The sequence below is a fragment of the Mycobacterium sp. NTMscope_Eco_3 genome (assembly GCF_976985685.1).
This window is the reverse complement of sequence record NZ_CDRJYZ010000001.1, coordinates 5,430,520-5,443,926: the sequence shown is the minus strand read 5'-3', so window position 1 is coordinate 5,443,926 and position 13,407 is coordinate 5,430,520. Positions and strand designations below refer to the sequence as shown.

Sequence of the window (13,407 nt, the reverse complement as noted above, 5' to 3'; positions counted from 1 at the left end):
GGCGGACTGTTCATGGCATCGGGTAGCGGCGCTCGTCAGTCGGCCAAGCTGCAGGGCATCCTGGCCGCCACCGAAGCGCTGATGCTCGATCAGGGCTACGGGGCGGTCACCTTTCGCAGTGTGGCCAACGCTGCGGGCGTGGCAGCAGGCCTGGTGCAGTATTACTTTCCGTCCTTGGACGACCTCTTCGTGGCGGTGCTGCGTTCGGCAACCGATCGCCTCATCGCCGACCTGCAGCGCGCCACCAAATCCGACCAACCACTACGGGGCGCATGGGCATACGCCAACAACGCCGCCGGCACCGCGCTGCTGATGGAGTTCATGGCACTGGCCAATCACCGCGGCGCCGTGCGTGCCGTCATCGGCGAGGGCGGGGAACGTGTACGCCAGGCCTTGCTGACGACGATCCAATCCCGCTGGGCCACCTACGGTCTCGACGAGAACACCCTGCCGCCCGCCGCCGTGCTGTTCCTGCTGTCCTGCATCCCGCGGATGATCTATCTCGAAGAGAGCCTCGGCACCGTCACCGGCCATGCCGAAGCCACCGCGCTGGTCGAACGGTTCCTCGACCAGGTCGAACCTCCCACCGCCTGACGCTTCGCCCCGTCACGGGAGGCTCATCCGACGATCCGGATGGCGAGAGAATGGACGTTCCGCGGTTGAATACGTTATTCTTGTACAAATCACCAAAGTTTGTGGAGGTGTCATGGCGGTCCGTTCCCACCCCATTTCTGCGGCCCTGGGGCTCGAAATCACGGGTATGACCAGCGACGACCTGGTGACTCGCGCTGGCGCCGATGCGACACAGGCGGCGCTGGATCGGCACGGTGTGGTGGTGTACCGCGAGGTTCACATCAGCGACGAGGGCCTGCTGGAGTTGAGCCGGATGCTGGGGACGCTGGTGGTGCAGCCAACCGGTGAACACCGCTATCCGGAGATCCAGACCATCACGCTGGATCCGGCCAAGACGAACGCCCTGCTGGCCTCCTACCGTCAGGGCAACTTCCACTGGCACATCGACGGCGCCACCGACGAAACCCCGCAGAAGGGCACGCTGTTGACCGCCCGAGCCGTCGATCCCGCCGGCGGGGATACCGAATTCTCCAGCACGTACGCCGCCTACGAGGCCTTGCCGGAGGAGCAAAAGGCGCAGATCTCGGGCCTGCAAGTCGTGCATACCTTCGCCCATGCCCAGTCGCTGGCCAACCCGGATGCCACCGAAGAGCAACGCGCGCAATGGAATCGGGTTCCCGCCCGCATTCACCCGCTGGTGTGGACGCATCGTGACGGCCGGAAGTCGATGCTGTTGGGGGCGACCGCCGCCGAGGTGGTCGGGTGGCCGCCCGGCCAGAGCCGCGAGCTGTTGGACCGGCTGCTGGACTGGTCGACGCAGCCGCAGTTCAGCATCCGCCATCAGTGGCGCGTCGGGGACCTGGTGATGTGGGATAACACCGGAATGCTGCACCGCGCATTGCCTTTCGAACCGACGTCGGTGCGCCTGATGCACCGCACAACGCTGGCCGGCGAGGAACCCGTCGCCGCCGCCTAGCGTTCGGACGCCCAGGGCGCGCTCTTTTCAAAGGACCGAATCACTCAGAAGTGCTGTACGACTGTATAGCAACGCCGGGGCGCAATGGTCAACCGCTTCGGCTAGCGCATCACGTGTGCACACTGGGTGTGCGGATGGACGTCGAACAGGTCGCGGTAGGAGGGTGGTTGCCGGCCGTCTTCGTCGTGGATGCCGTATTTGACGGCCAGTTCCGCGCCGATGAGGGTCTGGCCGCTGAGTTCGAGGCATTGGGGGTCGTTGTAAAGCGCCCAGATCACATGCCCGGTGAGTTCGGGCGTTTCGGCGCTGTCAAGGATGTGCCCAAACTTCTCGGGGTTGTTGGCGATGATGGCGCGGACGCGGTCGGTGAGCAGTGATCCCATCCAGATCGATACCGCCGTGATCCCAGTGTCTTTGAAGTCGAAGGCCATGTCGGCGGCCATCTTGTCGACCGCGGCCTTCGGCACTCCGTAGGCGGGTCCGAAGGCGTAGTGCACCGACCCCGACGAGGAGGTGAAGGCCACCAGGCCGCGTCGCTGCGGGAGCATCAGGGGTGCGGCATAGACGGTGGCGACGTAGCTGCTGCGCACGCCGACGTCCAGGGTGTCGATGACGTTGAGCGGCTCTTCCCAGAACTTGGTGCGCCCCATCATTTCGTCGCGGATGATGGCGGCGTTGTTCACCAGGATGTCGATGTGGCCCTGTTCCTGCTCGATCCGGGCGAACAGGGCCTTGACCTGATCGTCATCGCCGTGATCGACACGCACGGCGATGCCCTGTCCCCCTGCGGCGCTGACCATTTCGGCCGTCTGGTGGATCGTGCCGGGCAGGGCGGCGTCGCGGGCGTTCTCGCTGCGGCCGGTGACGTACACGGTGGCGCCGTGCTGTCCGAGGGCGTGGGCGATGCCGGCTCCGGCGCCGCGGCTGGCTCCGGTCACGACGGCCACGCACGGTGCGGACGACATGGGAGTTCTCCTGCCTGTCGGATCAGCCGACGATCGCGGGCATGGAGTCCCAGCCCCGGACGGTCGATGTGCGCGAACGGCGCGCGTTGTCCATGTCGATGGTCCACTCCGGGAATCGCTTGAGCACCTCTTCGAGCGCGACGCGGCCCTCGAGGCGGGCCAGTGGCGAGCCGACGCAGAAGTGGGCGCCGCGGCCGAAAGTGAGGTGACCGCCCGGCTTGCGGCGGATGTCGAACCGGCTGGGGTCCTCGAAGTGCCGTTCGTCGCGATTGGCCGAGGCGAGCATCAGCAGTATCGCGCTACCGGCCGGCACGATCTGCTCCTGGAACGCGACGTCCTCGGCTGCGACGTAGCGCGCGACGTGCGGCCCGGGCGGCTCGAAGCGCAGCAGTTCCTCGATCGCCGTTGGGATCAGCGAGTGGTCTTCGGCGAGTTCCTTGCGTTGGTCGGGGTGTTCGGCCAGGACCTTGCCCATCCACCCGAACAGCCGACCGGTGGTCTCGACGCCGGCGCCGGCGACTACGGCGAGGAAGATGACCAGCTCTTGCTTGGTCAGCTTGCGCGTGGTGCCGGTTTCGTCGTCGAATTCGACGTTCAGCAGCTCGGTGATCAGGTCGTCGGACGGGTGCTTCTCGCGCCACTCGACGTATTCGCCGAACATCTCGCCGGTGAAGTAGTGCTCCTTGTCGATGTGCATGGGCTTGCCGGCTTCGTTGCGCAGTACCGCGTTGGCGTGGGCGCGCACCGCGGGCTGCTCGGAATCCGGGATGCCGGCGAGCATCCCGATCGTTTTCATCGGGAGTTCGGCCCCGAGGTCCTCGACGAAGTCGAAGCGTTCACCGCCAACCAGCGGGTCGAGACAGGCGGTGCAGAACGCGCGCACCTTGTCCTCGATGGCGCGCATCTTCTTCGGTGTGAATGCGCGCGACACGATGGCGCGGTGGATGGTGTGCACCGGGGGATCTTCATTGATGAAGACGCCTGCCGGGATCACCGGATCGGTGAGCACGACTTCGAGGATGTCGCCCTTGGCCGAGCTCAGGCGAGTGGTGTCCTTGAGTGCCGCGTCGACGTCGGCGTAGCGGCTGATGCCCCAGAAGTTGTGCCGCTCGTTGTAATAGACCGGGGATTCGTCGCGAAGCCGGCGATACGTCGGATAGGGGTCGAGGTCGATCTCGACATCCCAAGGGTCGTAGTACAGGTCGCTCATCTGTTGCCTCCAAAGTTGCTGCCGGGCAGCATGATTCGTCCGAGGATCCGCCTAGATGACGGCGCCGCCGTTGACCCCGATCACCTGGCCGGTGATGTAGCCCGCGCCGTCGGTGCACAGGTAGGAGCACAGCCCGGCGACGTCCTCGGGCGAGCCAAGGTGGCCGGCGGGAATCGCCCGCGTGAGGTACTCGGTCGGCGGCAGCTTTTCCAGCCGCTGTTGTTCGCGCAGCATCGGGGTGTCGATCGCGAACGGCGGAATCGTGTTGGCGGTGATGCCTTTTCCGGCATAGTCCCGCGCGACGGTCTTCGTCAACGCGATCACCCCGCCCTTGGTAGCCGAGTAATGACCCTGACGTGGCGCGCCCTGTTGCCCGGCCGCCGAGGAGATGGTGACGATCCGCCCCCAGCCGCCGGGCACCATGTCCGCGAGGCCGGCCTGCAGGCTCAGGAAGGTGCCAGTCAGGTTCACCGCCAGAAACCGATTCCACTCCGCCAGGGTGATCTGGTCGAACCGCGTGAAGCCGCCGATGGCCGCGCTGGTCACCAAGATCTCGACGGGGCCGAACTGTGCCCGCACCGTGTCGAACGCGGCGTGAACCGACGCTTCCTCCGATACGTCGACACCGACCGCGACGGCCTTGCCTCCCGCCGCGTGGACCTCGGCGACGACCTTGGTCGCCGCCTCCTCGTTCAGGTCGAGGACCGCCACCCGGTGCCCGCCGGCGGCGAGCGTCGTGCAGATCGACTGACCCAGGCCCGATCCGCCACCGGTCACCACCGCCACGCGGTTCATGTCAGACACGCTCCTTGCCGCACCGACACCCGGTGCTATACGACTGTATAGTGAAACTAGCGCCGTAGGCAAGGCGGCCGCCCTTCGTTGATGCTGTACAGTTGTATTGCGTCTGTTTCGCGTCGCGACGATGGGAAGTGGTGTTGTGGACGACAGGTTCTCGATGCAGGGGCGGGTTGCCGTCATCACCGGCGGCGGCACGGGGATCGGCCGGGCTTCGGCGCTGGTCCTCGCCGAATACGGCGCCGACGTCGTGCTCGCCGGCCGCCGGGAGGAACCGCTGAAGGCGACGGCCGCCCAGATCGAGGCGCTGGGACGGCGGGCACTGGCCGTGCCGACCGACGTGACCGATGCCGCGGAGTGCCGGTCCCTCGTCGATACCACGTTGGCCGAATTCGGGCGCCTGGATGTGCTTTTGAACAATGCCGGCGGTGGTCAGACCAAATCTCTGATGAAGTGGACCGACGACGAGTGGCATCAGGTGCTGGACCTGAATCTTTCCAGTGCGTGGTATCTGTCGCGCGCGGCCGCCGAACCGATGATCGCCGCGGGCAAGGGTGCCATCGTCAACATCTCTTCCGGCGCCAGCCTGTTGGCCATGCCGCAGGCGCCGGTGTATGCCGCCGCGAAGGCCGGGCTGAACAATCTCACCGGCTCGATGGCCGCGGCCTGGACCCGCAAGGGGGTGCGGGTCAACTGCATCGCCTGCGGCGCCATCCGCACGCCCGGCTTGGAAGCCGACGCCGACCGTCAGGGCTTTGACGTCAACATGATCGGACAGACCAACGCGTCAGGCCGCATCGCCGATCCGGATGAGATTGGTTACGGGGTACTGTTTTTCGCCTCCGATGCCTCCAGCTACTGCTCGGGCCAGACGCTGTACATGCACGGCGGGCCCGGCCCCGCCGGCGTCTGAGACACACGGGAGATGCGACGTCTGCTGGGGTTAGAACCGCCGACCGGATACCAACCGAGGCGATCTACCTCGTCGCTTGTCACGGATGTTCACCACCGTTCGACGGGGACGTCTTCGATCGTCAGCGGACGTGCGTAGGAGGGGTCGGTCCGGTCCCACTTGCCCTTGATGAAGCCCTTGACGGCGCCGGAAGCCAGCACCGAGGAATCGCCGCTCATCATCCATTCCAAGGTGCAGCGGCGCAGCGCGATCTTCCATACCCCGTCGCGACGCTCCAGGCGATCGAGGTAGCGCCCGCCCATCAATGACACGATCTTGCCGCCCTTGGCCCGCATCGCCCCGATGACATAGCTCTCCGCATGGGCTTCGTCGCCGTTGATCTCGCAGGTGTGGGTGGTGATGTTGTGCAGGTGGTCCTCGAAGACCATGCTGTGCGCGTTGTTGGCCCAATCCCCGTACTCGGGGCCGAGTTTCACGGTCGGACCGTGTTCGTCGACGCCGTCCTCGAAATAAACGCTGCCCATCAGTTCCGCGTCGTGGCGGTCATGCCCACGGGACTGGTTCATCACGCAGTCGAGGATGGCGGTGCGATCCTCCAGGTATTGCACCCGCTGCCGCAGTTGCTCGAGCTCGTCGCCGTTGGTCATGGCGGTCCTTCCGCTGAGATCGGATTGCGCTGTACACCTGTATAGCACACGGTGAGGTCGACCTCATACGCGGTCTTCGGGCGATGGTGGGTAGAACAGGTTCCCGTCGTCATCAAGGCGAGCGTGTTCGTTTAGGACGGCTGGCCTCGTCGAGGTGTTGGACATGATGTGCATGACCTCAATCCCGGCGACCAGCAATGCATCCGTGATCAACCTGCGGTGGCAGCGCCACGGGACCGCCTCGCTGCACATGATTGCCGGCCGTTGTCCGGTCGCTAGTTCGATCAACTCGTCGAGGCCTTCTTTGAAGTCGGGCGTGTGCATGTAGTCGGCGTAGTCGCGAAACGCCTTGACGCGCCACGCGCCGTTACGGCTCGACACGCCCGCGGGTGTGTGGCGTCTGCCGCCCAGCTTCGGCATCCATCGGTAGCCGATGTCGGACGGCAGCGCTTCGGCGATTGCGTCCTTGTTCCACTGCGGATACTTTCGGGACGCCGGGAACGAACGCACATCGGCGAGGTAGGTGATCGCGTTGGTGCGCAACATCGTCAAGAGTTCGTCGAACTCGCGTGTCGAATGGCCGATCGTAAAAACCTGGTCGGTGCTCACCGAGCCCCCCTCGTCGCCAGCCGTCGAACTCCTCGATCGGGGGAGCCCACTTTTTATTGTCCGGGACCGGTGCGCGGTTACGGCGCCTTAGATGCGCCGCTTCAGCTGCCAAAGTTATCCGTTCGTCATGTGATTGCCCGACGCGAAATGCCTTCAGGTTCCAAACAATATGGCGGACGTATCCGCGTCCGGAGGTTTGACGATTTGGCTGACACCAAACCGGTTCGCTACGTCGGATCTGTATGACACGAGCGCGGTCCCTGGCCAGCCGCAAAACCAGTCCGGCTTTTACTACGGCGCGGCGTCCGGGCATAGGTCGGCCGCGGCAAAGCGCACTGCGGCAGTGGCCTGGTCGTGGCTAAGCGCCGAGCTGCCGTTGGAACGCGATCCGGTGACCAACTCATCGGCGATGCGGCCGGGCGCCTCGCCACTGTAGAGCCGCCAGCAGATGGCGTTGCCAAACCCCACCAGGTCGAAGTTATGGGGGTCGTCGCGGCTGCCGATGCCGATGCTGTTGATGTCGGTGAGGAAATCATCGGCTCCTTGCGCGTGGGCCGGGGTGGCCCCCGCGGCTCCGGCGCCTAGCAACGCCCCAACCGCGAGCGCCATGCACGTCCGGCCGATGTCTCGTCTTGTGTCCGCCATGGATGCCTCTCCTTGTTCAATCGTTGGCGGCCAGCTCGGTCAGGTCGATGTCGGGCGTCATTGGCGGGCCTCCGGCAGCGGGGTGGTGGTCACCGCTTTTGGGACCACAGCGGCGCCAAGCAGGGCGAGGCCGTGTTGGAGCGCGTCGGCGGGGACGTCGTCGACGAGGTGGTGCATGACGATCAGGCCGTGCATGAGGGAAAGCACGGTGGCGGCGGTGGCGCGGGTGTCGGCGTCCGGCGGGAGGTGCCCGCCCTCGCGCCAGCGTTCGGCCAGTTCGGTGATGTGGTCGAGAGTTTCCCGATAGAGCGAGCGGGCACGTTTTTGGAGGAACGGATCGCGCAGGGCTTCGGCCCAGGTTTGCAGCGCGATCCGGGTCATGTCGTAGTCGGGATTGCTTGTCCTGCTGTCCAGTTCGGCCACCAACAGGGACAGGGTTTCGGCCGGCGTGGGACAGGGGTCGCGACCCAGCACTGCCACGAAGATGCCGCGCACCTTGGCCAGTCCTTCGTCGACGGTGGCCGTGATGAGCTCATCTTTGCTGCGGAAGTACCGGTAGACCGCGCTCGAGGACATTCCGGTCGCGGCGATCACATCGTCCATCGAGGTGGCGTGGAAGCCGCCGCGCGAAAAGCACGTCCACGCACTGGTGAGAATGTGCTGGCGGCGTTGCGCACGGGTCTGCTCGCTGAGGCGGGGCACAAAACACAGGCTAAACGAAAACGATCGGTTGCGCTATCGGGCAGTCCCGGCGTACTGTCAGGCTCAAGAAGAAACGATCACTCTCGTTTGGGGGCCAGGATGCTGCTCTGCCATGCCTCTGCTCATGACGCCAACGATTGCGGTGTCGGTCGCTACGGCGAGCTGTCGTGATCGACCTTGCCCGAGCGCGCATGATCGTGGACGCCGCGCTGGACCATGCGCGGCGCGCCGAGTTCCCCCCGATGACGGTCGCGGTGCTTGATGCCGCGGGCCGGCTGGTGGCCTTCGCCTCAGAAGACGGTTCGAGTTTGCTGCGCGGACGCATCGCCCAGGCCAAGGCCCGCGGGGCGCTGAATATGGGTGTGGGCAGCCGAAGCCTGGCCGCGCGGGCGGTTTCTCATCCGGAGTTCGTCAACTCGCTGGTGTCGCTGGCCGGCGGCGACCTGGTGCCCGTCGCCGGCGGCGTGTTGATCCGCGACGCCAACGACGACGTCATCGGTGCCGTCGGGGTCAGCGGCCACGACCCCGACAACGACGAAGCGTGCGCGATCGCGGGCATCGCCGCCGGGGGTCTGCGCGCCGATCCCGGTAGCTGACCCAACAGCCGTCCCTGTCCGCGAAAGGAACCCCCAGCCGATGTTCGACACACCGAATCGCCTGCTGGCCATGATCGACAACCGGCAGCTGCCGGTGGGCATGCAGTGCTTCACCGGCAACCACACCCTGATCGAGGTGATGGGGCGCACCGGTTTTGATTTCGTCTGGCTCGACAGCGAACACTGCGACATCAACCCCCGCGCGCTGGAGGACACCCTCCGCACCGCCGACGGGGTCGGCCTCACTACGTTGGTGCGGATCCCCGAACCCGGCGACGGTACCGCCGCGCGGCGCGCGCTGGAGGCCGGCGCCGCCGGGGTGGTGGTGCCGATGGTGCGGTGCGCGGCCGACATCCGCGGTGTGCTCGACGCGGTGACCTATCCGCCGGCGGGCAAGCGCGGTATCTGCCCGGCCTACCGGGCGGCAGGGTATTCGATCCGCATGTTCGGCGAGTACGCGGCCTGGAATGACGCCAACGTGCTCGTCGTCCCGCTGATCGAAACCCTGGATGCGCTGGACAACATCGAGGAGATCTGCGCGATCGAGCAGGTCCGGATCCTCGGATTCGCTTCCGGCGAGCTCGCTTTCGCTCTCGGCGAGGGAAGCCGGATGCACAGCAGCACCAAGGTGCAAGACGCCTACCAGAAGGTCAAGTACGCCGCGGCCCGCCACGGTGTGGTGCTGATGGGCGGGCCGATCCTGGACCCCAGCGCGCAAAGCTGCACCCAGGCACTCAGGGACGGCATCGCCGTGTTCTGCCTCGGCATCGACGTGATGGCCTTTCGCCGGGTCTGCGAAGACACCATCGCGGCGGCGAACGCGTCGGTCGCCGCCCACCCCTCCTTCACCCGGTCCGCTGCACCCGAGAGCGGTTTTCCCGCCCAGTTTTGATCAACGACCCGCCTCGTCAACGAAAGGGCATAACCATGGCCGCACTGCACCGCTACGTCGTCGGACCCGACGTCGAGGGCCGCTCGGCGATCCTGGAAACCGAACCCACCAACACCCAGTCCAAGGAGGGCTTCTTCTGGCGCGCCACCCTGTGGGCGACACGAGAAACCCCGGTCGACAACAGCATTGACGGGGACCGGTCCCTCGACCCGGGGGCCAGTCGTGAACCGTTCCCGAACGGCATGTTGGTCCGGGCCCTGGAGATCTGGCCCGACAAGGATCCCCAGGAGCTGCGCGAGGAGTTCGCCGAGCTCAACGAGCAGGTCGGGCAAAAGCACCAGCCCAGCGACACCGACGCGCAGCGGCACCCCACCATGCACCGCACCGACACCCTCGATGCGATCACCTGCGTGCGAGGCGAAATCTACTTGGTCACCGACGTCGACGAGGTCCTGATGACCCCGGGTGACACGGTGATCATCCGCGGCGTCAACACGGCTGGAGCAACCGGACCAACCAACCATGCCTGCTCGTCGGCTCGATGATCGACGCCACCCCGCCCGACAAACGACAGCCGTGAACGCAAGCGCCGCAACATACCTCGAGAAACAGGATCCACGATGACCCGCAACGTGCGTACTGCGCAAGGACTGGTGTCGGGCGCCGAAGAAGGCGGCATCCACCGATTCCTCGGCATTCCGTACGCCGCCCCGCCGGTCGGAGCCCTGCGCTGGGCGCCCCCGGCCCCGCCCGCCCCGTGGGACGGGGTTCGCGATGCCACGAGATTCGGCAACGCCGCGATACAGACCGTGGATACCGGCTTCGATCCCGGCGCGCCGCAAAGCGAGGACTGCCTATATCTGAATGTGTGGACCTCGACCCTCGATTCCGTTGCGCGCCAACCGGTCATGGTGTGGATCCACGGCGGCGGATTCCTCAACGGCGCCTCCTCAATGAGGCTGTGGTCCGGCGAGAATCTGGCCCGGCGCGGTGTCACGGTGGTCTCGCTGAACTACCGGCTGGGAGCGTTCGGGTTTCTGGCTCACCCGCAGGCCGGCACCAACTTCGGGCTGTTGGACTGGGTGGCCGCGCTGACCTGGGTGGCCGAGAATATCGCCGCATTCGGCGGTGACCCGAACAACGTGACGGTCTTCGGGCAGTCCGCCGGCGGCGCCGCCGCGCGCGCGTTGCTGCACACCCCCTCCGCGCGCGGCCTGTTCCAGCGGGCCGTCGTGCAAAGCGCCGGCTATGAGGATTACGCAGTCGTCGGGTCCCGGTCGTATCAGCGCGTCACCACGGCCAGCCAGCGACTGTTCGACCAGCTGGGCAGCACCGACATCGCTGAGCTACGCCGGGTGCCGGCCGAACAGGTGCGCCAGGCCTCGTTCGACCAGTGCGGCATCAACCCGCCACCCGGTCAGGTGCACACCCCGGCCAACCTCGTCTGGTACCCGACCGCCGACGGAGTGGTGATGGCCGAGGACTTCGCCGGCTGGCCCGCCGACGTGCCGGTCATGATCGGCTGCACCGAACACGAGGGCCGCTTTTTCGTCCAGCCCACCCTGCTGTATGCCCATCCCGAGCTGGACCCCGCCCACGTGTACACCCAGGACACCCTCGCGCACATGGCCCGCGCGCTGGGCGGCGAGCGCGCCGAGGACATCCTCGCCCACTACGCCGCCTCCCGGCTCAGCCCCTATGAGGCGCTGGCCGATCTGATCACCGTCGCAGTGTGGCACGAGCCGGCCCTGGCCAGCGCCGAACGCTTCGCCGCGCTGGGACGACGGGCGTACCATTACCGCTTCGCGCGGGTCTCCCCGGGCGCCCGCAAATCGGGACTGCTCGCCAAACACAGCGCCGAGATTCCCTACCTGTTCGGCGGGCTCGAACCGCCCGCCAGCTACGACGAGATCGACGCCGCAGTGTCCGACGCCGTCCAACACGCCTGGGTGGAATTCGCCCGCACCGGCGTGCCCCGCACCCTCGACGGCACCGAATTCCCCCGCTACGACCTCACAACAAGGCAGGTCGCGGTCATCGACGATGCCACCGACCTCCGCCCGCTGGACGCCAACCCCGTCACCGACATGATCCACACCCTGCGCACCGTGCCCGCCAACCGGTGAGACACCGCTCGGAAAGCAATGTCCGGCAACGCGAAAGAAAGAAAATATGTCCACCACGCCAGAGCAGAACAAAGAAATCATTGCCCGGTTCAACAAGGAATTCATCGAAGGGGGAAACGAGGCACTCTTCTGGGAGACGGTATCCCCGGAGTTCATCAACCGTTCAGCCGCGCCGGGACAGGACGGGCCCGACGGCGCGTTTCATTGGTTCACCCGAGTCCTGAAAGTGGCGTTCCCCGACCTGGCCGTCACGATCCACGACCAGATCGCTGAAGGCGACAAGACCGTCACGCGCAAATCGTATGTGGCGACACATATGGCGGAGTTCCTTGGCGTTCCCGCAACCGGACGACGAGTGTCATTCGGCGTCATCGACATCATCCGGATCGTCGACGGGAAGTACGTCGAGCACTGGGCCAGCCCGGATATGTTCGGCCTCTACCAGCAGATCACGGCCTGAGTTGGATCGTCGAGGTGTAGTGCCCGGTATTGGAGTTCGCTGATGACGGTCTGTCGTGATGTCCGGCCTCGAAGCCGCGATCGTGGCATGGTCGTGGACAACGCAATTGCGTCGATAGACCGATGGTGGATCAGCAAGGCCGAGAACCATCGGCCGCAATGACCGCGCCCACACCTGAACGGGTTACGAAAGTCGAAGGAGCCGACCGAATGCGCATTATCACCGTTGAGGAACACTTTGAGCACCCCGAGGTAAGTCAGCGCGTTCTGCAGCTGGGTGGGCCACCCAGCGGCTTGCCGCTTGACGAGCTCGCTGAATTCGGTTCGGTCTTCAACGACGACCCCGACGCCGCGGCCCGGCTTGGTGGGCATCGGCTGGCGCATATGGACGCCGTCGGTGTCGATGTCCAAGTCGTCTCCCACGGCAACGGCAGCCCGAGCTCATTGCCCGCCCCAGAGTCGATAGTGCTGTGCCGCCAAGTAAATAACGAACTGGCACAACAGATTTCCGAACGCCCCGACCGATTCCGGGGATTCGCCACGCTCCCGCTTTATGATCCCGTCGAAGCAGCCGAGGAGTTCCGGCGCTGTGTCGGCGACCTCGGCTTCGTGGGTGCGTTGATCGCGGGCACATTCGACGGACTCTTCCTCGACGACTCCCGTTTCGATCCGATACTTGCAGCGGCTGAGGCAGTGGGCTTGCCGATCTACGTTCATCCCGGGCTGCCCCACCCAAAGGTCTCTGGGCCTTACTACTTCGGCGACTGGTCCGCCGCCGTCGGGCTGATGTTCTCCGGACCCGCATTCGGCTGGCACGCCGAGGCCGGTATCCACATGATCCGGCTGATCTTGTCCGGGGCGCTAGACCGCCACCCGGGGCTGAAACTGCTCAGCGGGCACTGGGGAGAAGTGATGGCATTTTGGCTCGAACGACTCGACGAAACCTTCGCGCTGGTACGCAAGGGCCGCGACCGCGACGTCAGCGACTACTACCGGCAACAAATCTGGGTGACTCCCTCGGGAATGTTCAACCAGCATCAGCTCGACCACGTCGTCGCCGAACTGGGCGCCGAGCGGATCATCTACTCCGAGGACTTCCCTTACGTTAAGCGTGACAATGTCACCGAATTCCTCACCGACTCAGGGCTTTCCAATCAGCAAATGCACGCCATCGCACACGGTAACGTCGAGGCGCTGTTGCGTATCTGACAGCAAATTGTGCGCTCTTGCTGGTGATCAAGTAGCGGATCCAATGTGACTGCCAAGCAGCTGAGTGTTCGCAGGCACTGCACGGCA

At 65.6% G+C, this 13,407-nt stretch carries 16 protein-coding genes; 9 read left to right on the top strand and 7 right to left on the bottom strand.

The window, feature by feature from the left end:
- The first annotated feature begins 12 nt into the window (after window positions 1-12).
- Together AC0KTM_RS25320 and AC0KTM_RS25315 are read left to right on the top strand one after the other, a co-directional pair.
- On the top strand, window positions 13-594 hold the full coding sequence (locus AC0KTM_RS25320) for a TetR family transcriptional regulator (RefSeq protein ID WP_238955385.1): 582 nt from the start codon (window positions 13-15) through the stop codon (window positions 592-594).
- 112 nt (window positions 595-706) lie between these two features.
- On the top strand, window positions 707-1,549 hold the full coding sequence (locus tag AC0KTM_RS25315) for a TauD/TfdA dioxygenase family protein (protein ID WP_238955383.1): 843 nt from the start codon (window positions 707-709) through the stop codon (window positions 1,547-1,549).
- Between the two features lie 101 nt (window positions 1,550-1,650).
- On the opposite strand, the gene AC0KTM_RS25310 is transcribed toward AC0KTM_RS25315, so the two are convergent.
- The 3 genes from AC0KTM_RS25310 to AC0KTM_RS25300 are packed head-to-tail and all read right to left on the bottom strand — an operon-like array spanning window position 1,651 to window position 4,519.
- Window positions 1,651-2,514 (bottom strand): SDR family NAD(P)-dependent oxidoreductase, encoded by an 864-nt coding sequence (locus tag AC0KTM_RS25310; protein WP_238955381.1) that lies wholly within the window; start codon window positions 2,512-2,514, stop codon window positions 1,651-1,653.
- A gap of 22 nt (window positions 2,515-2,536) precedes the next feature.
- Window positions 2,537-3,724: a cytochrome P450 gene (locus AC0KTM_RS25305; protein WP_225327741.1), complete on the bottom strand. Its 1,188-nt coding sequence runs from the start codon at window positions 3,722-3,724 to the stop codon at window positions 2,537-2,539.
- Between the two features lie 51 nt (window positions 3,725-3,775).
- On the bottom strand, window positions 3,776-4,519 hold the full coding sequence (locus tag AC0KTM_RS25300; protein ID WP_225327740.1) for an SDR family NAD(P)-dependent oxidoreductase: 744 nt from the start codon (window positions 4,517-4,519) through the stop codon (window positions 3,776-3,778).
- A 145-nt stretch (window positions 4,520-4,664) separates the two neighbouring features.
- Here AC0KTM_RS25300 and AC0KTM_RS25295 point away from each other — a divergent pair, with 145 nt between their 5' ends.
- Window positions 4,665-5,435 carry an SDR family NAD(P)-dependent oxidoreductase gene (locus tag AC0KTM_RS25295; protein WP_225327739.1) on the top strand — a complete coding sequence of 257 codons (771 nt, stop codon included), beginning with the start codon at window positions 4,665-4,667 and terminating at the stop codon, window positions 5,433-5,435.
- 89 nt (window positions 5,436-5,524) lie between these two features.
- Here the strand turns inward: AC0KTM_RS25295 and AC0KTM_RS25290 are convergent, their stop codons facing one another.
- The 4 genes from AC0KTM_RS25290 to AC0KTM_RS25275 form a co-directional block, all read right to left on the bottom strand.
- Entirely contained in the window at window positions 5,525-6,082 is a 558-nt protein-coding gene (locus AC0KTM_RS25290; protein ID WP_238955379.1) for a nuclear transport factor 2 family protein, read from the bottom strand.
- 63 nt (window positions 6,083-6,145) lie between these two features.
- Window positions 6,146-6,691, bottom strand: coding sequence for a DUF488 domain-containing protein (locus AC0KTM_RS25285; RefSeq protein ID WP_225327737.1), 546 nt, complete (start codon window positions 6,689-6,691; stop codon window positions 6,146-6,148).
- Window positions 6,692-6,982: 291 nt separating this feature from the next.
- A complete protein-coding gene (locus AC0KTM_RS25280; RefSeq protein ID WP_225327736.1) occupies window positions 6,983-7,336 on the bottom strand; it encodes a DUF732 domain-containing protein in 354 nt (117 codons plus the stop codon).
- 57 nt (window positions 7,337-7,393) lie between these two features.
- Window positions 7,394-8,038, bottom strand: coding sequence for a TetR/AcrR family transcriptional regulator (locus tag AC0KTM_RS25275; protein ID WP_225327735.1), 645 nt, complete (start codon window positions 8,036-8,038; stop codon window positions 7,394-7,396).
- 167 nt (window positions 8,039-8,205) lie between these two features.
- Between AC0KTM_RS25275 and AC0KTM_RS25270 the strand changes: the two genes are divergently transcribed.
- The 6 genes from AC0KTM_RS25270 (at window position 8,206) to AC0KTM_RS25245 (ending at window position 13,320) form a co-directional block, all read left to right on the top strand.
- Window positions 8,206-8,634: a GlcG/HbpS family heme-binding protein gene (locus AC0KTM_RS25270; RefSeq protein WP_225327734.1), complete on the top strand. Its 429-nt coding sequence runs from the start codon at window positions 8,206-8,208 to the stop codon at window positions 8,632-8,634.
- A 40-nt stretch (window positions 8,635-8,674) separates the two neighbouring features.
- Window positions 8,675-9,526, top strand: a complete 852-nt coding sequence (locus tag AC0KTM_RS25265; protein WP_472416988.1) for an HpcH/HpaI aldolase family protein — start codon at window positions 8,675-8,677, stop codon at window positions 9,524-9,526.
- A gap of 35 nt (window positions 9,527-9,561) precedes the next feature.
- Complete coding sequence (locus AC0KTM_RS25260) at window positions 9,562-10,071, top strand: cupin domain-containing protein (RefSeq protein ID WP_238955375.1); 510 nt, start codon at window positions 9,562-9,564, stop codon at window positions 10,069-10,071.
- Window positions 10,072-10,146: 75 nt separating this feature from the next.
- Entirely contained in the window at window positions 10,147-11,652 is a 1,506-nt protein-coding gene (locus AC0KTM_RS25255; protein WP_238955373.1) for a carboxylesterase/lipase family protein, read from the top strand.
- A gap of 46 nt (window positions 11,653-11,698) precedes the next feature.
- On the top strand, window positions 11,699-12,112 hold the full coding sequence (locus AC0KTM_RS25250) for an ester cyclase (protein ID WP_238955371.1): 414 nt from the start codon (window positions 11,699-11,701) through the stop codon (window positions 12,110-12,112).
- A gap of 209 nt (window positions 12,113-12,321) precedes the next feature.
- Entirely contained in the window at window positions 12,322-13,320 is a 999-nt protein-coding gene (locus tag AC0KTM_RS25245; RefSeq protein ID WP_225327729.1) for an amidohydrolase family protein, read from the top strand.
- The last annotated feature ends 87 nt before the right edge of the window (window positions 13,321-13,407 follow it).